The organism is Pseudoalteromonas ardens (assembly GCF_030125445.1).
Lineage (GTDB): Bacteria > Pseudomonadota > Gammaproteobacteria > Enterobacterales > Alteromonadaceae > Pseudoalteromonas > Pseudoalteromonas ardens.
Genome location: NZ_JASJUV010000001.1, coordinates 337,817 through 360,688, shown reverse-complemented (window position 1 = coordinate 360,688; position 22,872 = coordinate 337,817). Strand labels below are relative to the sequence as shown.

Below are 22,872 nucleotides of genomic sequence, written 5' to 3'. Positions count from 1 at the left end.
TGATAGCAATAAAAAAGGCGAGTCAGCTAATGCTGACTCGCCTTTTTTCACGTCAAGCTTTGCTTATTTACGTCTTCTGCGAAGCATCGCCAACGGCAAGCTCAGTAATGCAAGCCATGAGAATGAACCGGCATCACCATCGTCGTTATCATCATCGTTACCACGAAGGTCTTTAATCTTAATATTGACCGTAGCATGGTTAGACAAATTACCGAAAGTATCTTCTGCCTGAACACCAAGTACAACGAGTTCCTGATATTCGAAGTCCAACTCTCTCGCAACGGTGATATTACCCTCAACGTCGATACTGAAGTAGTCGTCGCCATATACATGGAGTGCAACCACTGGTGAAACATCTGCATCAGGGTCACTGAATGCCAGTTGTCCAATCACTGTACCAACAGGCGTATTTTCGAATACCTCAAATCTCTGCTGCTGCTCAATCACTGGAGCACGGTCAGCAATATCAACCACAAAACTAGTTGTTGTTTCTACTTCACCATCAAACGCTGTCAGTACCACATCGCCACTAAATGCCTCTTCAGCCTGGCCGATTAACACACCATGGTTGAATGTAAACCCTGGGATTTGTGGCTCTATAGTCAGTTTAATAGTTTCGCTATCGGAATCCGATACCTTGTCATTAAAGTCCATAGTGAACTGTTCACCTAGCGTCAAGCGAATGTCCTCTATCTCTTCAAATACAGGTGCATCGTTAACAGCTTCAATGGTTAAGTCTACAACGACTTCTTCAGCAGCATCAGAATCTTGTGTTTTACCTGCTACCTTAAAGTGGTCTTCGCCGTTGAAATCTTCGTTTGGCATGTAGACAACCTTAGCGACGTCATCTCCCTCAACAACAGAACCTGTATCAAGCGCTTGACCATCTAACATTAAGGTACCAGACTCAGGCGCCTCAGTGATCTCAACCATTACAAATGCGTTGTCTGTAAAACGGCTTACCAGCGCTGAAGCAACGTTTAACTCAGTATCCTCTTGCGTGCTAAGCTCTACATTACCAAAGCTTGCCAGCGCGACTTTATAAGCACTGCGTCCGTGAGTGAAAGCAAACACTTCGTTGTTGTGGAACGTGACTTTAGCGATGTTAGTGTTAGCCAGACCAGAACCATCCGCGAACCAGTTTTCACCACCGTCAATAGAGATAAATACCCCTAAATCAGTACCGATGATAACGCGCTGCGCGTTGTTTGGATCAACAGCAACAGAGGTAGCAGGTACGTTTGGAATATCTCTATCAATTGGCATCCAGTTCTTACCACCATCTGTGGTTTTCCACACGTGGGCTTGGTCAAATGTTGATACTGTTGCATATGCAATCTGGGCATCTGTTGGGTCGAACGCGATGGCGCTGATAGTCGCACGCTCGCCTTCTTCACCTATTTTGAAACTATGCCAGGCTTGCTCTGCATCTGCTTCACCTGCAGCGTAGTTGATGTAGATGTAACCTTCTCGTGTACCTGCAGCGACGATGTTTTCATCCTGCGGTGCGATACCGATTGCATATACAGCACTGTCTAATACAGGACTACCTGCAGTCCAGCTTTCAGCCTGATTGGTTGTACGCCAAAGTTGGTTACCACCTATCCACAGAACCTGAGGGTTAGAAGGCGCCATTTCAAAGCGTGTAATGAATGGGAAGCCGTCACCGGTTATTCCGTCAGTAGCCCTGTTGAAAGTTACACCACCATCCGTCGATTTCTGGATAGTCAGGTTGGTAAATTCTGAGAACATCACGTCCGGGTTTGTCGGGTCAACCGCGGTCCAGCCACCGTCACCACCGGAGATTTCACGCCACTCGTTAAACCCGCCGTCGTTACCAAGCAAAGTACCATTATCCTGAGTACCACCAAAGTAAGCAGTACCGTCCGGCATTACCGTACCATGGTAAAATTGCGTAACCGCATAACCGTTGTTAAGCGTTGTCCAGTTCACTTTACCTTCTGGGCCAGCCGCATCTTGCGCACCACAGATCTGCGCAAGGTCATAGCGCCCATCCAGGGCATTGTCAGTACGCTGGATACCACCATCATTACCCACAAACATAGTTGTGTTGTTCACGCCATCGTATTCTGGGTGGAATACCAATGTATGTTGGTCAGCGTGTGCGTATAGAGGATCCTCCATGTCATACCACCAGATACTGGCTGGTACAAACGACTGTCCACCATCATCTGAACGGAACAAGTCGATACCACCAGTCCAGACGACATCTGGGTTAGATGGATCTACAGCGATGATATTGTCGTACCAACCCTGGTTGTAAAATTGAGGCTCTGGCCCATACCCACACTCAGGGAATAAACCGTAAACCGTATTACTAAGCAGTAATTTACTGTACGCATCTGCACCATCACGCGTTACAGTCGCATTCCACGTCAAACCCATATCTTCGGATTTGTAAACTGCTTCCATACCATGATCATTAACATTCGCAAGCAAAGCGTACATGATATTATTGTCAGAAGGCGCCACAGCAATTGTTGAACGGCCTTGAGTCGGCAGCTCTAGTACCGCTGACCAGCTATCACCACCATCAGCGCTGCGATGCATGCCACCGGTTCTGAATGAACCACATGCTGTAACCAGTACGTCTGCGTCACCACCATCAACCAAGGTCAGATCAGTACAACCGACCGCGGCAGCTTCAGCCACAAAGACAGTTTCCCAACTTGCACCACTGTCTTTAGAACGCTGTACACCACCACGGGTAGCAGCATACAGAGTCGCAGGGTCATTTTTACTGAATACAATCTTATTAGTATACTGGAATAATTCGTTGCCTGCCGTTGACTCTAGCTGAGTCCAAGTCGCACCACCGTCAGTTGATTTGAAGATACCATCACCACGAATAGCGTCAGCGTTGAAGAAGCCTTCACCCGTTCCGGCATAGATAGTATTTGGATCATTCGGCGCAAATGTCAGCGTAGTTACCGCCAGGTTGGTCGCCAAATCGCTAAGAGGCTGCCATGACTGACCTGCATCTGTCGTTTTCCATACACCACCTGCAACGCCTGCGGTGTACATGATGTCATGCTCTGTTGGGTGAATAATAAGCGTTCTGGTACGGCCACCGATGTTACCAGGTCCTAGCTCTTCCCATTCACCCAATTCACGATTCACGCCATCTATAGAGTTCAGACGCGGCGCATAATCAAATACAACGCTGCTTTCAGCCAAAGAGTAGCGCTTCATTGTTTTGATGTGCTCTAACGCTTGAGAATATTTCTCAGTAGGCAGTGTCTCAGCACCTTTAGGCAAACGCTGCGAAATATAAAACTCTTGTGCCTCTTTAGGTTTGTCGTAACGTTTTGGAGAGTTTGCTTTTTTCTCAGCTTTAGCAGCCAGATAATCCGCTTTTTGCTCATAGATACTCGGTTGCGCATTTTGATACGCCAGATAGCTGGCACCACCCAGTGCGATTGCAACAGCCAGGCTCACAGGATGTAAGAGTTTCATATTTTTCCCTTTTAAGAGTAGTTATAGTTTTAATTGATTGTAAGTAAACAGATACATCAGACTAGCGTTGTACCGTTTACACCCAAAAACGTCAATAAAGTTAAGCACAAATGCAGAAAGTTACAAACAATGTGATTTCACCGCATTTAACTTAACCCCATTATCAATTAAGGGTACATTTGATTGTAACAATAACAGAAATTCATCAAATATGAATGGTTTCTTAACGAATCAAAGCAGTCAATTTAGGGTTAGCAGTACATGATCCAGGTTTTACTTTTATCTACGATCGCCGCGCAAGGCAGCGCCATTGAAACAATCGAAGTAATAGGCGGTAAAAATTTACTTGCGTCAGAGTCATTTACAAACATTAACATTTCTCATATTAGCAAGGACGATTTGCATGGTGCAAGCAACACTATTGCAGATTGGGTAGTTCAAATCCCGGGGGTTTCACTTAATGGCCAGGGTGGACTCTATCAGAGTTATAGTATTCGCGGCCTGAGCCGCTGGCGAGTCAGAACTGAGGTCAATGGTATCGTCCTGCTAACAGATCGCCGCGCCGGTAACTCAGCCTCCTTTATTGATCCTGGCTTGCTACAGCTGGCCAGTGTACAAAAAGGCCCTGCTGCGATGTTATATGGGTCAGAGGCAATTGGCGGTGTTATCTCAATGAACTCAGTTCAGGGCGAGCAAGATACATTAGAGGTGGGGTTTGAAGACACCGGTAATGGCCGTCGTATTCTGGCTATTACCGGTGAAGAAAACTACAACCTGGCCTTCGCATACAGAAAAAAAGAGCGTGGTTTTGCACCTAACGGCGACGAACTTAATAATGGCTACGAGCAATTTTCGTCCAGCTTTCGGTATCGCCATGCAATAACAGACGAGATTGAGCTGAATATGTCCTGGTTGCCCTCCGTCAGCAAAAACGTTGGAAAAAACAGTGTCGCCTACCCTGACAGCCAGATTGCTATGTACCCGGAAGATCTACATAGCCTGGCACAAGTATCGGTGAAATCAGATCAATGGCTGGTCAATGTATTCCACCACTATCAAAACTGGGATAGTGACGTACTTCGCATTGACAAACGGCACAATCTCACAGCTTACCAATCTCATACCCTCGGCGCTAACTTATATCACGAATTTAACTGGTATGAGTTGCCTGTTCGAGCTGGTCTCGACTGGACTGCCAGACGGGGAGTGTCAATTACCGATCAGGAAACCAGCCTCAAGGCGACTAACGAGATGACAGGCAACACCTTGTTGGATGGCCAACAAGACAACATTGCCGCGTTTATTAACGGTATCTGGGACGAGCAAAACTGGCGAGTAGATTTTGGTGCACGATTTGATCACTTTACTGCTAGCAACTTCGGCGTCAGCAAGTCCGACAACCACCTCAGCCATAGCCTGGGTGTTACCAGAAAATGGCAATCTCAGAGCGTGTCGCTGAATTATGCTAACGCATTTCGTTTTCCCACACTGACAGAATTGTACTTTAATGGTGTCACCCCCAGAGGCAATACCATTGGTAACCCGCAACTTGATCCTGAAACCAGTCAGGGGATCGAGTTGTCTTACCGTCATGATCACAAATCCGTCAAGACAACGCTAAACCTATTCCATACTCGCCTGGATGACTACATTGAACGAGTAAAACTGGAGTCGGGAGACAGAACCTATCTCAACCTGGATCAGGCAAGCATTTCAGGGGCGGAAATACTAACTAAAATCGACGTAAACGACACACTATCATATACACTGGGATACACACATCAAAAAGGTAAGAGTGATAGTGGTGATTACCTGTCGGATATCGCGCCTCGCAAACTGAGTATATCCGGTCAGTATGCATGGGAGTCGTTCGAGTTTAAGCCCGCGCTAACCTATCAACTGGCGAAACACCAGCCAGGGTCAGGTGAAGCCGAGCTGGACAAAAGCCTGGTTGTCGATCTAAACCTAAATTGGTACTTAGACGAAAGCTGGACACTACGTGCTGGTGTGTTAAACCTCTTCAATCGCCTGCACAGAACAACCGCAGATGAAGATGCACCATTTCATGCCGAGCGTACTGTGAAATTTGATGTCAGTTGGCAGATCTAAATACATACACAGGGGGTAGTGCTCATTAGCACTTCCCCCACTGCACACACCTTGATGGCAGTTATTTCCCGAATAAAAGCTCCCAAAACCCTGGCGGCTCATGCAATTCGTGATATTTCTTGCGCAACCCGTCTATCTGCCTGAGTAAATCTTTAGCTTGTTGCAGTTGCGCCTTGGCCAGCAACCCTTGCGCTGAGTGGATAACATCAGCCACCTTATCCAGCCCTTGCAGTGATTCCACCTTTACATCAGCTTTAAAGTTGTGTTGCTTACTCTGCTGGATCAAACGCAACATGGTTTCGAGATGCTTGTTGACCTCTTCTGCTTGTTGAGCTTCCATCGCCTGTTTGTATGCATGCCCCATATTCTTCATCGTCTGATTTAGATCCTGGCTTTGCTGTGCCGTTACTGACTGCACAAAAAGTGCAGAAAAAAGAAAGAGTATCAACAGCCTCATTTTTCCCCCTTATTCAAGAATGGGCTAGTATATAAGTAAAAGCGCGGCAAACAAACTGTCGCTCTGACATCGAGGTGCACAATGAAAGTGTTGATTATATCTGTTGTGCTACTTTTTGTGGCTTCCGCCCCCTTTGCACAAACGATCACCGTGACTTTCGTTAATCCGGGCCATAAACAGTCCAACCCGACTGGCGCATTCTGGCAAAATGTTACAAGAGTCATGGAAGCTGCCGCCCAGGACCTAGATATCAAACTCACCACACTGTACGCCGAGAGAAACCATATTCATATGAAGAAACTCGCACAGAACGCCCTCAACACCAAAGCTGACTATCTTATTCTCGTTGATGAAAAAGGCGTTATTACGAACGCACTGCTTACCGTGCCTGGTGAGCATAAACGCGTCGCTTTTTTGCTTAATAGTCCGGATAAACTAGCGCTAAAGCGCATTGCAGCCAAGGGTATTGGCGTACTTGGTTCCGTTACGCCTGACAACTATCAGGCAGGCCGGTTGCTGGCCAAGCTGCTCCATGACGCGCTACCCGACAGTACAAAACAGACAAATGAGCGTAACGTAATGCTTGCTTTACTGGGCGATGTCGCGACAAATGCCGCAGTCGAGCGAGAGCAAGGCTTGCTTGGCTACACTAATCGTACTTATGGAGTCAACCTGGTTGAGCGCGTTGATGCGCAATGGTCAGAGCAAAGCGCCTACGAGCTAGCTTTTGGGCTGTTGCAGCGATTTCCAGATACCCGATTAATCTGGTGCGCAAATGATGCCATCGCACGTGGCGCTGCGCGAGCAGCATCGGAACTCAATATCAGAGAAAACCTTAAGATCGGTGGCATAAATTGGGATTTAGGTCACGAAAACGTCATCGATGTGTCACTCGGTGGCCACGTGCTGTTGGGTGGCTACTTGTTAACAGAGATTAGAAAATTCCATGACCGCAAGATTAGCGCTATTGGAGAGCAAAAAATTGCTATATTCAAACCTTATTCTGAAAAATTTAGACCTTTGTATCACACCCTCCACAGTGCAGATTTGAATGACATTGACTTTAAACAGTTCACCACTGGTGGCCAAAGTTACAATATTAAGACACTGAATCAGCAATTAAAATTTTAATTTTTTTATTTTAAATATAAAAAATAAAATGCCACACAAGTTGCATTTGCAACAAATTTTAATCCACGAATCATCAACAAAAAGTATAAAATTTCCCCAGCAGAATTTTCCTTATTTTTTCATTATTGACAGCGCTAGCATTCCCTGTTTTAGTTATAAGGGTTAACAACATGTAATATAGGTAAACTTATGAAAACCAAAGTTCTAACAAGCGTAAAATACTCTTTGCTAGCATTAGGTGTCACTGCGGCACTCGGCACAGCACAAGCGTCTGAAACACAACGAGTCATCGTCACAGTTAAAGATTCAGCAGTAGCCAACACGCTCCCGATGCGCGTATCTGGTGCTGAGCTTTCTCAGTTTAAAGCACAAGGTCTTGTGAGCATCGCGACACAAGCCAATGCCGAAGCAATTGAAACATTGCCAAGCGTGAATGCCGTTGTAATGGAGCTGACTCCAGAGCAGTTATCAGCCCTTGAAGCGAGTGGTAACGTCGCGTCAATTGAGGTCGATCCAAAGCGCTATCTGCCAGAGGTAACTGCAGGTTCTGTAGTACCACTAGCGGAGTCGGTCCCATATGGTATCACTATGGTTCAGGCAAACCAGGTAAGTGATAGCAGTGCAGGTAACAAAAAAGTTTGTATCATGGACACAGGTTATACTCGTGGCCACCCAGACCTGCCAAACACAGGCGTTACCGGTAACGACGGTCACGGGTCATACAACACAGGTAACTGGTATCAGGACGGCAACGGCCACGGTACGCACGTAGCGGGTACTATTGCTGCGCTTGGTGGCAATGGACAAGGTGTGGTAGGTGTTAACCCATCAGGTCAACTTGGTTTGCATATCGTTAAGGTCTTCAATGACCAGGGTCGATGGGCATATGGCTCAGACCTGATCAAAGCGATTGAGCAGTGTGAAGCAGCTGGCGCAAATGTAACCAGCATGAGTTTGGGCGGCAGTGGCAGCTCAACTGCTGAGCGCAATGCCTTCGCATCAAGTGCACAGCGCGGCATGCTGCATATTGCTGCAGCGGGTAACGGCTCAAACAGCTCATTCAGCTATCCGGCATCTTATGATGCTGTTGTTTCTGTCGCAGCAGTAGACAGCTCAGAGCGCGTTGCATCTTTCTCACAATACAACAGCCAGGTAGAAATTGCAGGCCCAGGTGTAAGCGTAAATTCAACGTGGAATGACCAGGGTTACAAGAGCATCAGCGGTACTTCAATGGCTACACCACACGTGTCAGGCGTAGCGGCGCTGGTCTGGAGTAATTTCCCTCAGTGTAGCGCAGAACAAATCCGCTCGGCACTCAATGCGACTGCAAAAGACAAGGGCTCTGCTGGACGTGACAACTACTATGGTCACGGTATCGTACAGGCAAAAGCCGCTTATGATTACCTGGTAGATGCAGGGTGTGGTGGCCAGCCAGTTCTGGTTGCGGATTTCAGCGCAACACCAAACGGCCTGAGCGTTCAATTTAGCAACAAGTCAAGCGCAGGTACTTATAGCTGGAGCTTTGGAGACGGTAACTCAAGCACACAAACCAGCCCAAGCCATACTTACGCGCAAGCAGGTACATACAGTGTTACATTAACGGTTAAAGGCGCCAACAACAAAACCGCGTCAAAGAGCATGAATGTAACAGTTAAAGACGGTAGTAACGGCGGTGGTTGTAGCGGCGTTGAGGCGTGGAATGCCGGAACTTACTATAACACTGGCGACAAAGTGTCGTACAGCGGCTACGAATATCAGGCAACCTGGTGGTCACTAGGTGCACGTCCTGACATTTTCAGCAATGTATGGCGCAAAGGCGCACAATGTAAGTAAATCAATAAAAGGCAGCGCTCATGGATGAGGTTGTCGCTCCTGGAGCAAGCAAACAAGCTTGCTCCTCTAATACAAAGAGACAGTGCCGATCAAAATAACGGCGATACTTAACCATTGATAGTGCTTAAGTGTTTCTTTATAGAAGTACACCCCAAGTAATGCCGCACTGGTAATACCGAACGCACGTTTAATTGCCTCCATTACGCCTGGCTGTAACTGTTGCAAAGCAACCAGCTGACACAACACAGCAAAGGCAAAGACTAATGCTGCTCCAGCCCATTGCCACTTGTACTTCAGCAACACACCAGCGCCTAACTTGGGCCTAAAAATCATCCCATTGATTAGCGCCACAGAAGTAGTAAGGAAAATCAAATGAAAGCTCACTTCAGCATGTTGCAAAGCCTGTTTGTCGAACACGATGCACATTCCCCAACACAAAGCTGTTATCAGGACATACCCGGCGCCGGGCTCGCGGATCGCAAACCTGCCACCTTGCAATATAAAAGAGCCAAGAGTAATAGCACCTAAAGCTAGCACCTGAGCCTCAGCGAGCGGCTCACCTAGCCATATCCAGGCAAATGCTCCAGACACGACAGGCGTTACAGAAAGCAGCGGCAACATCACAGCAATTTTGCCAACTGCCAGGCCACGAATAAAACACACACTCCCGATCGCCGCAAGCAAACCACTTACCGCGCCCGGAACGAAATACTCGGCCTCTGGCAAAGGCGCTTGTAACCATCCCCAGTAAATGAGGTAGCCAGGCAATACTAGCAAGCTGAATATAACAGACATCAAAGGTGCACTGACATGCTGAGCCAGTTGCTTTCGTATAAAGTCAAAACAGGCCCAGCAGATTGCACTTACTAACGCACTCAGCATCGCACCTCACCAAGTTGCGCAAGACATAATTCGCTCTGAGAAAACATGTAAGCAGTCAGTTTTTGATGGTCGGGCTTCCAACCCATTAAAAAACGATGGAAATCAGCCCACACATAGGGCCATAACTCCCGCCAGCTTTTCTCTAGTTCGGCAATTCGCTCGGCTGACCAGATCCCGGACAAAGCACGACCTAATTGCTCAAAATAACTATCCAGACACACCAGTGCCTGCGTTTCGAGTTCTCGGCCACTATATATACTGGTCAAGAGTAGCATTACATCAGCTATGCCAACTCCCAGACCGACATGCTGAAAGTCATAACCCAATGCCTGCTTTGAGCTAAACGCGAAGTTGGCTAATTTCGCATCGCCATGAATTAAAGTTTGATAAGGACAGTCAATTAACCTTTGATTTATTGCTTGTGCACTATTTTTAAGCTCACCGGAAGCCATACGCTCAAATTCATCCGGACGTGTATCCAGATGCCAGTAGTTTCCCCGCACAACCCCTGTCAGTAAATCAGGGTCAACAAGTCCAACCGCATGAAAGCGTGCAAGCCACGTAAGCATGTAGTCAAGATGGACGCGAGAAGCTGCACTTACATTTCGGTACCCCTGTGTTTCAAAATCACTAAGCACCAGAATAAAAACCTCGTTCTGATGTGCCAACGCTTTAACCTCAGGCAATGTGCATACTGAGATATAACGCTGCCCTGTGTGTCGATAAAAGTTCAATTCCTTCTCATAAGATTGATATTTTCGACGCAAAGAATGGGGACTCTGGGTAATATGGCGGTGCGCCAGTTGTGCTGGTACAGTGGCCACTTTCGCAACGAGCAACTCACCCTGATAAGTAAATTTGTGAATGTAACCACAGCCACTCCATAATGCCTGGGCTTGCTGTGTGTCCACAAGCATGGTCATAACATGCGAGACAAGTGCGGAGGTAGACATGGCGCTCCTTGAGATTCTAGTGACGTTTACCCATTAACTTTCATAAACAGTGTAACACGTCCGCCCGACTCCCCCCAGACACTGTGCCGCTGCGCAATCACAAAAAAAGCCCCGAATAAACGGGGCTTGAAAGAGACTAACTAACAATTTAATTTATTGATTTACTGCCGACTTTACGTCATTTAACGAACCTGCTTCATCCAGCAAGTTAAGATCAAAATCAAATTCGTCAACCCGGATTGCTTTTTCTCGCTTACGATTGTAGTCAATCAACTGGGCATATTCCGTTTCGTTGATGACCTTAGCTATCAGTGCATTGTCCAGTGTTTCGTAAAAACGAACCCCGGCTTTAATCTCGCGCTTTTTAAGTGCGCGCTTAACTTTACCTAACAGGTCAAGACAAGCAATCTTAGCCTTATAAGCCTGTTCGTTAATATCGTGACCGTCACCAGCTTGTGGTTTAACCAGATGCGTTAACTGAGCCTTAAATGCAGTATCCAATTGCGCTGCCGTTGCCAACTCTCGTACCATATCATCGTTAATTCGTGGCATCGAGTGACCGAACTGCATGGTTAACACTCGCATAAATTTACGTGTACCAGGCGCCGGGAAGTTATCCAAGAACTTATGTAAGGCCTGCTCGGCTTCAACTAATGCATAGCGTGTTGCGTAATGGAAATAAGGCGCGGCAGCTTCACGGTCTGTCACTGCCACTTTCTGCTCGTAATACTTGATCGAAGCCATGGCAGCGTACAAATAACTCATCACATCACCTAAACGGGCAGATAACATTTCAGCTTGCTTAAGCTTGCCACCCAGAACCAGCAAAGAAAAATCAGCATACACAGCCAGCTTAGCAGACAAACGCTGTGCTGCTTTTTCGTAGGCCTGTACTTCTGGCAAGCTTGAGTTACTGCCGGCAGTAAATGGCAATAGTCCCAGTTTGAATGCGCGCAGACTGTTAGCGACACTATACCCCACTGTCTTGCGCAAAATCTTATTAAAGGTTTTATCCGCGTCAGCTTCTTCGCTGTGAATTGCTTCAACCATTGATTGCAGATAAGGGTGACAACGCATAACCCCCTGACCGAAAATCATCAGGTTACGAGTAAGGATGTTAGCTCCTTCTACGGTAATCGCGATTGGCTGTGCAACATAACCGCTGGCCAACGTATTTTGCGGACCGTTCTGGATGGCCTTACCGGCCAAAATATCCATAGCTGAATCCAACACATCCCGGCCAGTTTCCGTCATGTGGTATTTTGCAATTGCTGTTACAACCGACGGTTTCAGACCCATACCAAGACCTTCTGTTGTCAGTACACGCATCGCTTCCTGAAGATAGGTTTTGCCAGCGATGTCCGCCAGCTTTTCCTGGATCCCCTCAAACTGACCGATTGCCAGCCCGAATTGCTCACGTACCGCCGCGTACTCTGACGCCGATTTCAATGCAACCTGACTGGTAGATACGCCAAGCGCTGGCAAAGAAATACCACGCCCAGCACCCAGACAGCTAACTAACATCTGCCACCCGCGACCAATATTTTGCTGACCGCCAATAATGAAGTCCATCGGAATAAACACTTTTTCGCCGCGAGTAGTACCGTTGTAGAAACGGATACCCATAGGGTCGTGGCGGTTGCCGAGCTCAACACCCGGATGCGATTTAGGGATCAACGCACAGGTAATCCCCAAAGACTCTTTGCCACCCAGCAAGCCTTCTGGATCAAGTACTTTAAATGCCAAACCTAATACTGTGGCGATTGGCGCAAGCGTGATGTAACGTTTGTCCCAAGTTACTTCCAGACCCAACACTTCTTCGCCGTTGTATTGACCTTTCGTGACGATACCCTGATCCGGAATGCCACCTGCGTCAGAACCAGCTTCTGGGCTAGTCAAGGCAAAACAGGGAATGTCGGTTCCATTGGCAAGCCGTGGCAGGTAATGCGCCTGCTGCTCTTTGGTTCCATAGTGCATGAGTAACTCACCAGGTCCCAAAGAGTTTGGAACCATGACTGTAACCGCAACCGCAGACGATTTTGTCGCTATGGTGCCTACAATGGTTGAATTCGCATACGGACTAAACTCTCTGCCACCATACTCTTTGGGGATAATCAAAGAGAAGAAGCGTTCTTTTTTCAAAAATTCTAAAATGTGCTCTGGCAAATGCTTCTCGTTTTGTATAACGGAATCATCGATCATCGCCATTAATTCTTGTACGGGCCCATCCAAAAACGCTTGCTCTTCGCTGTTTAATTTGGCTTCCGGCACCGCACGCAATGCGTCAAAGTCTGGTTTCCCGCGATAGATTGAGCCTTCAAGCCATACATCACCCGCATCGAGTGCCTCTTGTTCAGTCACCGAAATGCTTGGCAATATTTTTCTTAGTTGTGTTCTTAAACTCATAATAAACTCATCCGACCAGATTGATATAGTTACATTACGGCATAAAATTCCGTTTAGATCAATTGCTCTATGCTATTTTTTAACGGCTTTTTTACTGAAAGGTCTGGGTTATTTAAAAAATTACTAAATAATTAATAGCTTACAAGTGTTCGCTGAAACCACCAATTTGACTGTTTTTTATTCAGAAAAATTGGTTTAAAACGAAATGCCACCTCGTTCACTGAGAAAAGGACATATGCGGGATAAAAAACAGATGGCTTAAAAATCAGCAACCTGGGCTGAGCACAAGGCTGTAAGTGCTGTTGGACTAAGCGCCAGCTCTAAGCCGCGTCGACCGCCACTGACATAGATCGTGTCATAAGTGAGCGCAGAATTGTGTAAGATAACCGGCAATCGTTTTTTGTGCGCAAAGGGGCTGATCCCGCCTAGTTGGTACCCTGTTGCATTCTCAGCTTGTTGTTGCGTTGCAAGTTGCGCTTTTTTGCCATTGCAACTTTTAGCAAACGCTTTTAAGTCAACCAATTGTGTGGCAGGTGTAACTGCAACATTGAGCCTGCCATCTACGCTAATAACCAGCGTTTTAAATACTTTGTCCGGTGCCAGGGCCAATGCCTGAGTCGCTTCCTGTGCAAACTCAGTGATGTTCGGGTCGTGTTCGAACTTAAGTACTTCAAAGCTGACCTTATGCTTTTTAAGTAATTGAATAGCGGGTGTCATACTGGCGTTTCCTGTCCCTTATCATCGAAAAATCGATTCTGCTTCATCAACATTAAAATCCATTTGGATAAATAACGATCTAAGATGAGAAAATTGCCGCCCTTGTCGCCGACAAGTTAGGTACCTGCAAAGGCTTTGCTGACCGGCTGGTGACAAGCTTAGGCGCTTACGTTGAAAATAATTTATCGCAAGTTACTTTAAACCCTATCTTAAGGTAGACAAAACGCCAAATTAGACTAAAGTCTTATTAACTCTATACGCACTGTTTTATTGCGCGGGAGAGTCGTTATGAACAAAGGTCTTGTTCGTATCGCAGCCGTATGTGCGGTTAGCTACTTTGCTTTGTCTTTTTTGACTAACGAATACTATTTTTGGGAAAGCAGTGTGGCCTGTGCGTCCAAGTGTAAGCGACTAGGCTGTACCGATGGACTTCTTTTAACAGGACACAGTCGAACAGTACTGGCATGTAAATGTACTGGAGATATGGATTATCTCATGCTGTTAAACTGAGAGAAAACGGCGCCGTTAAGCGCCGTTTTGTTTTTCTGATATACCAGCTGGCTCAAAAGTCAGCCCTGATACTATTTTGTCAGATCATCAAAGAACTTCTTAACCCCGTCAAAGAACCCTTGCGCCTTCGGACGGTTTTTTCCAGCATCACTGCCCATGCTCTCTTCAAGCTCCTTAAGCAGTTCTTTTTGTCTCTCATTGAGATTGACCGGCGTTTCAATCACGACTTTACAAATCAAATCGCCCACAGCACCGCTACGAACCGATTTCACGCCTTTGCCACGCATACGGAACATCTTTCCTGTCTGGCTCTCAGACGGTACTTTAAGGTTTGCTCGACCATCTAGAGTCGGTACTTCAATCTCACCGCCCAAAGCCGCTGTGGTGTAGCTGATAGGTACTTCACAGTAAAGGTTATTACCATCTCGAACAAAAATCGGATGCTCTCTCACACTCACCTGAACATACAAGTCACCAGCCGGTGCGCCGTGCATGCCAGCCTCACCTTCTCCAGACAACCTGATACGGTCGCCCGTATCAACACCCGCAGGGATTTTAACAGACAATGTTTTGGTTTTTTCAACACGACCCTGACCATGACAGCTATCACATGGATCAGAAATAACCTGCCCACTTCCCTGACAGGTAGGACAAGTTTGCTGAACGGCAAAGAAACCTTGTCTCATCTGGACCTGACCTGCACCATGACAGGTAGGACATGTCTTTGGTTTAGACCCCGACTTAGCGCCGCTGCCATCACAAGGCTTACAAGACACCCAAGTCGGAACCTGGATTTCGACTTCTTTACCACGTACTGCATCTTCCAGGCTCAGATCTAAACTATACCGCAGATCTGCACCGCGCTGCTGGCGTGATTGACGTCTCCCGCCACCAAAAATATCACCGAATACGTCCCCGAAAATATCACCAAAATCAGCACCGCCGCCAAATCCACCATGGCCTGCACCACCGTTTTGTTCAAAGGCAGCATGGCCGTATTGATCATACATCTGGCGTTTTTGACTATCTGATAAGACTTCGTAGGCTTCTTTTACTTCCTTAAACTTTGCTTCCAGTTCAGCATCGCCCGCGGTTCTGTCTGGGTGATACTTCATTGCAAGTCGTTTATAGGCCTTTTTAATGTCACGTTCACCGGCGTCTTTTGATACCCCAAGAACGTCGTAATAGTCTTGTTTTGACATAGTTCTCACACAATTATTACTGAGCGATCAGCCATTGTGATGACCGCCTGGCGAATACGTGTTTGATTGCGCTGCTTACGAGACTTGCCAGCTCCGTTCGCAATCTACTTATCGCCTAAATTTAAATACGTCAGAGCCTGCTTACCTCTGCCATTCGTTAGAACTTGAAGGATAAACAGGCCCTGTTTAGCACCGCAGGCTAAGCCTGTGGGCACTGATAAGTCAACAATTACTTGTCGTCTTTCACTTCTTCAAACTCGGCATCTACTACATCGTCGTCAGCCTTGTTTGCTTGCTGCGCACCTGCGTCGCCGCCAGCTTGTTGCGCCTGAGCTTTCGCCTGAGCAATTTCCATTAGCTTCTGAGATTTTTCTGCAAGTGCCTGGGTCTTAGCATCGATTTCTTCTTTGCTTTCGCCTTTAATGGCTGTTTCTAGCTCAGACAGTGCTGCTTCAATCGCTGTTTTGTCGTCAGCTGGCAGATCATCACCTGCTTCTTCAACTTGCTTGCGAGTAGCGTGAACCAACGCATCAGCCTGGTTACGAGCGCCAACCAGCTCTTCGAACTTCTTATCTTCCTCAGCATTCGCTTCGGCATCACGAACCATGTTTTCAATTTCATCGTCGCTCAGACCTGAAGATGCCTGAATAGTAATCTTCTGCTCTTTACCTGTGTCTTTGTCTTTCGCAGACACATGCAAGATACCATCCGCATCAACATCAAAGGTTACTTCAATCTGTGGTACACCGCGCTGTGCAGGACGAATACCTTCCAGGTTGAACTGACCAAGTGACTTGTTGTCGCTTGAACGCTTACGCTCACCTTGCAGTACGTGAATTGTTACCGCAGACTGATTGTCTTCAGCTGTTGAGAAAGTTTGCGACTTCTTGGTAGGAATAGTCGTGTTTTTCTCAATAAGCGCAGTCATGACTTGACCCATAGTCTCAATACCCAGAGACAGAGGACAAACGTCTAGTAGTAGGACGTCTTTCACGTCACCTGCAAGTACACCACCTTGAACCGCAGCACCAACTGCTACCGCTTCATCAGGGTTTACGTCCTTACGAGGCTCTTTTCCGAAGAACTCTGCTACTTGCTTCTGTACCAATGGCATACGTGTTTGACCACCTACCAGGATGATGTCATTTACATCGTTTACAGACAGGTCTGCGTCAGCCAGTGCACGCTTCAGCGGCTCGATTGACTGTGCAACCAGATCTTCAACCAGTGACTCAAGTTTTGCACGAGTTAGCTTCACGTTCATGTGCTTAGGACCTGTTGCATCAGCAGTAACGTAAGGCAGGTTCACCTCTGTCTGCTGTGCAGATGAAAGCTCGATCTTCGCTTTTTCTGCCGCTTCTTTCACACGCTGCATTGCCAGCGGGTCAGTTTTCAGGTCAATGCCCTGGTCTTTCTTGAATTCAGCAACCAGGTAGTTAATTACACGGTTGTCGAAGTCTTCACCACCAAGGTGTGTATCACCATTGGTCGCCAATACTTCAAACGTATGCTCGCCTTCAACTTCGTCGATTTCGATGATCGAGATGTCGAATGTACCACCACCCAGGTCGTAAACAGCAACAACATTGTCGCCCTGCTTTTTGTCCATACCATAGGCCAGTGCCGCAGCTGTTGGCTCGTTGATAATACGTTTTACATCAAGACCAGCGATGCGACCTGCGTCTTTTGTCGCCTGACGCTGTGAGTCATTAAAGTAAGCAGGAACAGTAATAACTGCTTCAGTTACTTCTTCACCAAGGAAATCCTCGGCTGTCTTTTTCATCTTTTTCAAGACTTCAGCAGAAATCTGAGGTGCAGCGCGTTTCTCGCCGCGTACTTCAACCCAGGCATCACCATTATCTGCTTTAGCAATCTTAAATGGCATAATGCTGATGTCACGCTGAACTTCTTCATCTTCAAAACGACGGCCAATCAAACGCTTGATTGCATACAGTGTGTTTTGAGGGTTAGTCACAGCCTGACGTTTTGCCGGTTGACCTACTAACGTTTCTCCCTCTTCGGTAAATGCAATAACCGATGGCGTTGTACGATCCCCTTCAGCGTTTTCGATAACGCGTGTCTTATCACCATCAAGTACCGCTACGCAAGAGTTAGTAGTACCTAAATCGATTCCAATAATTTTACCCATGTGAATCTTCTCCGACTTCAAAAATTCGTTGTTCTGTTAGATGACTTGATAAATAGGGGCGGCAATTTGTAATTCAAGCGTCACAACAAAAAAAAAGTGGTTTTTTTTGAAATTTTTTCGCTATGCCGTTTTTTTCATCAAAAATCAGCTAAATTTGACTTTTAGATTCTGGTATGACCAGATAGAAGATATTCAAGACCAACCAAAAGTAAATGCTATGACGTTTGATCAACTCATTTCCCTGCCTGACCTGAAGCTCGCTCAGGCTCAACTTTCATTACCTGCAAGCTGGGGACAAGGCAGAACAGTCTTTGGTGGCCTTTCAGCTGCTCTGATGTTACAAAGCATGTTAAATCAACTGGGCGACCAAAATAGGCGTTTGCTTTCTTTTAGCTGCAATTTTGTCGGCCCTCTTTTAAGTGAAACGCCATTTGAACTCAATACTCAACTATTACGTGCCGGTAAAAATGCAACTCAGATGCAAACCACCATTACACAGAATGACCAGGTTTGCCTTGTTGCACTCGCTTGTTTTGGTAAACCACGTTCATCTGCTATAAAAGTTGCTGCAAAAGACGAAAGTACACTGACAGAAGTTAATCACAAGCAGACGCTCCCTTATATAGAAGGGGTAATGCCGGCCTTCATCCAACACATCGACCTTAATCTGCAACAAGGTGCAATGCCATTTAGTGACGCCAGCTCCAGCCATATAGGCGGTTGGATGAAATTCAAAGAACCCGCACAACCGCATTTATCAGTTCTTCATTTACTCGCGCTGGCAGATGCCTGGCCCCCAACTCTGCTACAACTGTGCAAAGGCCCAACACCCGCAAGCAGCATGTCCTGGTACGTTGAGTTCTTAGATGACATAGAATTAGCAGGCACTGAATGGTTCGCCATGGAAGCTGTCACGCATCAGGCTGAACATGGCTATGCCATAGAAGACGCTAAGTTATTCTCACAAGATGGGAAATTACTGGCACTGAGCAGACAGACGGTAGCCGTATTTGACAGTTGATAAAAACCTTTAAGTCACTCACACTATGTGCAGTAGTGAGCTTAGGTATTGGTTAAACAGTGATAGTCGCCTGTCAGCATTGTGATTTTTTAGTGTCCATTCAAGATTTGGGCGAACAGCAAAGAGCTGTTTGTCCGCATTGCGGTAATGTACTGGCAACGACCCAACGCAACTACACACAATGGATAGCCGCATTTAGCCTTTCCTCTATTATCTTTCTGTTACTGAGCCTGCAACCACATTTTATCTCCTATGCGCAACATGGCCTGAAGCAGACCATTAGCTTGATGGCAGCGATTATGCAACTTGCCAAGCACTATAGTGTGTTCCTTGCAGCGCTGCTGAGCACCAGTATCGTTATCCTGCCATTTATTGCCAGTGCCCTCATTCTGCTTGTCCATACGCCTGTGTGGCAAAAAATGAACCCTCATAATGCGAGGGTCGTTGCAAAATTTATCATGGCACTAAGACCTCTCAATTTAGCCGATATCTTTCTCGTGGCCGTATTAATTAGTGCATTTAAGCTTACCGCGTTCGCTGAAATTGAAGTAGGACTTGGCTTTTGGGCTTATATTTTATTTGTATTGTGTTTTATTGAGACTTTGTCTTTACTAAGCCAACACCAACTCTGGCAACTACAACAAGCGCATTTCACACCTTCGATAGAGCATTGCGCCAAACGTGCAAGTACACAAAGCCTCAAACAATGCCATGTCTGCCAGCAGATCAGCCGAGATGTTCACTGCCCGCGTTGTTTGGCGAAATTACGTTACCGTAAAGATAACTCTGTAGCGCGAAGCGCCGCCTGGATGGTCACTTCCCTCATATTTATGGTACCAGCTCTGTCTTTTCCAATTATGGACACTATTAACCTCGGGTTACATACACCAGCAACCATTTATGGTGGTGTAGAAGTCCTGTGGAATAATGGCTCATACCCAATCGCCATTGTGATTTTCATCGCGAGTATCTGCATCCCACTAATAAAAGCAGGTACATTGTTCTATTTACTGTATCGTGTTAGCTATCCAACTAACCCAAAAGTAGCGGCTAAATTCTATCGCGCCCTCGAAGCGGTGGGTAAATGGTCAATGATCGACGTTTTCGTCGTGATTCTCTTGGTTTCTCTCGTACAGCTTGGTACTGTACTGAGCGTAGAGCCACAGCCAGGTATCGTCTTTTTTACCGCCATGGTCATTTGCCAAATCTTTGCTGTGAACAATTTTGACCCTCGTTTACTTTGGGACTCTTTAAATAAACATGAATAAAGAAGCGCATATCGAGCCCAAACCCAGGCTTTCCGTCATCTGGGTCGTCCCCTTACTGGCTGTTCTGATAACGGGCTGGATGCTCTATCAGCATCAGCAGAACAAAGGCCATCAAATATACATTAAGATGAAGAGTGCCGACGGTATTATCGCTGGCAAAACGGAAATAAGAGTCCGTAGCGTTAAAGTCGGTGTTGTTGAGTCACTTCGTTTGCAAGTAGAGCAGAAAGCCGTCGTTGCCACTGTCCGCGTAGAAAAGCATTATGATAATTTACTGACAGAAGACGCTAAGTTTTGGATAGTAAAACCACGTATTGATCAATCCGGAATAAGCGGACTTAACACCTTATTGTCTGGTGTATATATCGAGTTGCTACCGGGAGAGAGTAAGCAGCGCACCAGTCTATATACGCTCCAGGAGCAGCCAGCTCTTATCTCGACAGACATTGAAGGTGTGCGTTATCAGCTCAGCTCAACCAGTGGCGAAGTGCTGGATGTGGGCACTGGGATCTTTTTCCGTAATTATCATGTGGGGCAAATTGAGAGTTCAGTGTTTAATACCGACTCTTTACAAATGGAGTACGGGGTGTTCATTCACTCCCCCTACGACCGCCTAATCACTCACAATGCGATTTTCTGGATCAATTCAGGGGTAGAGCTTTCCCTGACCAGTGAGGGCATTAACCTCAATACAGGTTCACTCGCAAAAATGATTAAAGGCGGAATATCCGTAGATTATCCACCCGGGCAAGACGGCACAGAGGTTGCTCAGGAAGGCAGAGCATTTACGCTGCATCAAAATTTCGCCGTTGCATTGGAGCGTCGCTTTGATTTGTTTGATCACTATTTGGTTGAATTTGAACAATCAATTAGGGGATTAAAACCCGGTGCACCGGTTGAGTATCGGGGTATGCGCATAGGTACTGTCGAGCAGGTTCCTGCGAGGCTTGAACGAAATGGGCAGCCACTTTACTTCCAGCAGGGTAACACGTCGATTCCTGTACTTATCAAAATTGAATATGGGCGCATTTATGAAGTCGATGCCAAAGCCAAGCAATATTGGCAGGAAAATATAGAACAATGGATTAAAAATGGCCTGAGAGCCTCACTAAAAAGTGGTAATATTTTAACAGGTGCGGTATATATAGAGCTAGATTTTTACAATTCAACCCCTCCGACCAGCTTAGGGATGAATTTCGCGTACCCGGTGTTGCCGAGTGTACCGAGTGGATTTACAGCTTTATCAGAGCAAGTCATGGCTTTGTTGAACAAGCTCAACAAACTGCCACTGGATAACTCGCTCAATGAAGCACAACAAACGATGCAGGCGTTCACAGCACTGGCAGAAGAAACGCAAGCACTGGTTAATAGTTTCAACACAACGAAAGTATCTGAAAAAGTGGAAAAAAATCTAACACAATTACAGGGAACGCTGGCGCAACTCACTGCCAGCCTCAAGCAATTTGAGCAAACACTAAACAACTATCAAAAAGGGTCTGGTATGGTCGAGCAACTCACAGATACCCTGCAAGAACTAGAAAGCCTTAGTAACTCGCTCAAGCCTGTGTCAAAAGGCCTAAATGAACAGCCGAATATGCTACTGTTCGACAAAGAGACTCTGGCAGATCCTGAACCCAGGAAGCAGCGCTAATGAAAGCCGTTATTGCGCTTCTCACAATCATGCTGACTGGCTGTGCGGGATCAGACCCAGCTCAATATCAGTATTATCGATTTGATTCAGCGCTTAATACAACGCAAAGCCCAAGTGTCAATGCACCCAGAGTTTACGTCGATGAGGTCAATATTGTTGGGGTTGCTGACCAGCAAGCACTCGTCCAGTACACCTCTGAGCATACTGTCCACATTGCCAATTACCATTATTGGGCGGAGCACCCAAAGCTAATACTGACCAAAGAAACACTCCAGCATCTCGAAGGTAAGGGCTTGTCACCCGTACTCTCTACCCATGCCAGTGATTTCAATACCGGCGATTTCAAATTGCTGATAGAAGTCTCAGATCTGGCTGGTCATTACCAGCAAGGCGCAATTTTAAGGGGTGCCTGGCACCTATATCAAATAACCGATAAGGGGACCAGGCTGATCCGTGTTAAACATTTTGACTACCAATCAGCGCTCTCGCAAGATGGCTTCACAGCTCTTATAAGCGCTCACCAGGCTAACTGGCAGCTTTTAATGACACAATTGCACACAGCAATCGGGTCGAATGACATTATCTCTCAAGCAGATTAACGTATAAGTTAGTCTGCGCCATCCCTGGTACAAGCTCAAACTTACCAACCAGAACAAAATTGAGCTTTGCTAATAGCTTGTTACTCGCCGTATTTTCGGGGGTTGTGATGGCCCCGAGTGCCTTATACTTGCCACAGTTGCGAACAAATGACAGTAATGCCTCAGCCGCTTCAAAAGCATATCCTTTCCCACAATACCGATCGAGAAAAGCGTATCCCAGATCAGGAAACTCCAGATAAGGCCGCTGATAGAGACCACAAATACCAATCGCAGTTCCGTCATTTAGCGTGACAATGTAGGGGCTTGGTGCTGCCAGGTCGTATGGTGTAAAAAAAGCACTTTCAATATACTTTTGTGCATCGGACAAGGTTCGTATCTCTTTATCCGCCACGTTATCGATGAAGCTCCGTTGGTTAAGCAGTTCAAAGATCAACTCAGTGTCTGCAATTTGAGCTCTGCGAATAATTAAACGCTCTGTGCGCGTTACAATCTCTGACATAACAATAC

General features: G+C 46.4%; 16 protein-coding genes. 7 read left to right on the top strand and 9 right to left on the bottom strand.

Annotated elements, in window-relative coordinates; genetic code table 11:
* Window positions 1-63 precede the first annotated feature (63 nt).
* On the bottom strand, window positions 64-3,477 hold the full coding sequence (locus tag QNM19_RS01335; protein ID WP_049864915.1) for a rhombosortase-dependent cadherin domain-containing protein: 3,414 nt from the start codon (window positions 3,475-3,477) through the stop codon (window positions 64-66).
* A 261-nt stretch (window positions 3,478-3,738) separates the two neighbouring features.
* Here QNM19_RS01335 and QNM19_RS01330 point away from each other — a divergent pair, with 261 nt between their 5' ends.
* Window positions 3,739-5,586: a TonB-dependent receptor gene (locus QNM19_RS01330; RefSeq protein WP_049864916.1), complete on the top strand. Its 1,848-nt coding sequence runs from the start codon at window positions 3,739-3,741 to the stop codon at window positions 5,584-5,586.
* A 61-nt stretch (window positions 5,587-5,647) separates the two neighbouring features.
* Here QNM19_RS01330 and QNM19_RS01325 read toward each other — a convergent pair whose 3' ends face one another.
* Window positions 5,648-6,043, bottom strand: coding sequence for a cytochrome b562 (locus QNM19_RS01325; RefSeq protein WP_049864917.1), 396 nt, complete (start codon window positions 6,041-6,043; stop codon window positions 5,648-5,650).
* 81 nt (window positions 6,044-6,124) lie between these two features.
* Between QNM19_RS01325 and QNM19_RS01320 the strand changes: the two genes are divergently transcribed.
* Complete coding sequence (locus QNM19_RS01320; RefSeq protein WP_284026210.1) at window positions 6,125-7,174, top strand: ABC transporter substrate-binding protein; 1,050 nt, start codon at window positions 6,125-6,127, stop codon at window positions 7,172-7,174.
* A 189-nt stretch (window positions 7,175-7,363) separates the two neighbouring features.
* Window positions 7,364-9,007, top strand: a complete 1,644-nt coding sequence (locus tag QNM19_RS01315) for a S8 family serine peptidase (RefSeq protein ID WP_284026209.1) — start codon at window positions 7,364-7,366, stop codon at window positions 9,005-9,007.
* Between the two features lie 66 nt (window positions 9,008-9,073).
* Here the strand turns inward: QNM19_RS01315 and QNM19_RS01310 are convergent, their stop codons facing one another.
* The 6 genes from QNM19_RS01310 to dnaK form a co-directional block, all read right to left on the bottom strand.
* The gene (locus QNM19_RS01310; RefSeq protein ID WP_284026208.1) at window positions 9,074-9,889 is read right to left on the bottom strand and encodes a DMT family transporter; all 816 of its coding nucleotides are present in this window, start codon (window positions 9,887-9,889) and stop codon (window positions 9,074-9,076) included.
* Window positions 9,883-10,842, bottom strand: a complete 960-nt coding sequence (locus QNM19_RS01305; RefSeq protein WP_156202393.1) for a phosphotransferase — start codon at window positions 10,840-10,842, stop codon at window positions 9,883-9,885. Before QNM19_RS01305 ends, QNM19_RS01310 begins: the two co-directional genes overlap by 7 nt.
* A 153-nt stretch (window positions 10,843-10,995) precedes the next feature.
* Window positions 10,996-13,248: an acyl-CoA dehydrogenase gene (locus QNM19_RS01300; RefSeq protein WP_049865682.1), complete on the bottom strand. Its 2,253-nt coding sequence runs from the start codon at window positions 13,246-13,248 to the stop codon at window positions 10,996-10,998.
* 258 nt (window positions 13,249-13,506) lie between these two features.
* A complete protein-coding gene (gene ybaK, locus QNM19_RS01295; RefSeq protein WP_049865681.1) occupies window positions 13,507-13,965 on the bottom strand; it encodes a Cys-tRNA(Pro) deacylase in 459 nt (152 codons plus the stop codon).
* 581 nt (window positions 13,966-14,546) lie between these two features.
* On the bottom strand, window positions 14,547-15,677 hold the full coding sequence (gene dnaJ / locus QNM19_RS01290) for a molecular chaperone DnaJ (RefSeq protein ID WP_010381085.1): 1,131 nt from the start codon (window positions 15,675-15,677) through the stop codon (window positions 14,547-14,549).
* A gap of 229 nt (window positions 15,678-15,906) precedes the next feature.
* Window positions 15,907-17,847, bottom strand: coding sequence for a molecular chaperone DnaK (gene dnaK, locus QNM19_RS01285; RefSeq protein ID WP_335339079.1), 1,941 nt, complete (start codon window positions 17,845-17,847; stop codon window positions 15,907-15,909).
* Window positions 17,848-18,043: 196 nt separating this feature from the next.
* Between dnaK and QNM19_RS01280 the strand changes: the two genes are divergently transcribed.
* The 4 genes from QNM19_RS01280 to QNM19_RS01265 are packed head-to-tail and all read left to right on the top strand — an operon-like array spanning window position 18,044 to window position 22,365.
* Window positions 18,044-18,847: an acyl-CoA thioesterase gene (locus QNM19_RS01280; protein ID WP_049864863.1), complete on the top strand. Its 804-nt coding sequence runs from the start codon at window positions 18,044-18,046 to the stop codon at window positions 18,845-18,847.
* Window positions 18,848-18,906: 59 nt separating this feature from the next.
* A complete protein-coding gene (locus QNM19_RS01275) occupies window positions 18,907-20,115 on the top strand; it encodes a paraquat-inducible protein A (protein ID WP_284026207.1) in 1,209 nt (402 codons plus the stop codon).
* On the top strand, window positions 20,108-21,766 hold the full coding sequence (gene pqiB / locus QNM19_RS01270; protein ID WP_284026206.1) for an intermembrane transport protein PqiB: 1,659 nt from the start codon (window positions 20,108-20,110) through the stop codon (window positions 21,764-21,766). The genes QNM19_RS01275 and pqiB overlap by 8 nt, the downstream gene beginning before the upstream one ends.
* Window positions 21,766-22,365 carry a PqiC family protein gene (locus tag QNM19_RS01265; protein ID WP_049864862.1) on the top strand — a complete coding sequence of 200 codons (600 nt, stop codon included), beginning with the start codon at window positions 21,766-21,768 and terminating at the stop codon, window positions 22,363-22,365. The genes pqiB and QNM19_RS01265 overlap by 1 nt, the downstream gene beginning before the upstream one ends.
* Here the strand turns inward: QNM19_RS01265 and QNM19_RS01260 are convergent.
* A complete protein-coding gene (locus QNM19_RS01260) occupies window positions 22,346-22,864 on the bottom strand; it encodes a GNAT family N-acetyltransferase (protein ID WP_049864861.1) in 519 nt (172 codons plus the stop codon). The genes QNM19_RS01265 and QNM19_RS01260 overlap by 20 nt on opposite strands.
* Between the last annotated feature and the right edge of the window lie 8 nt (window positions 22,865-22,872).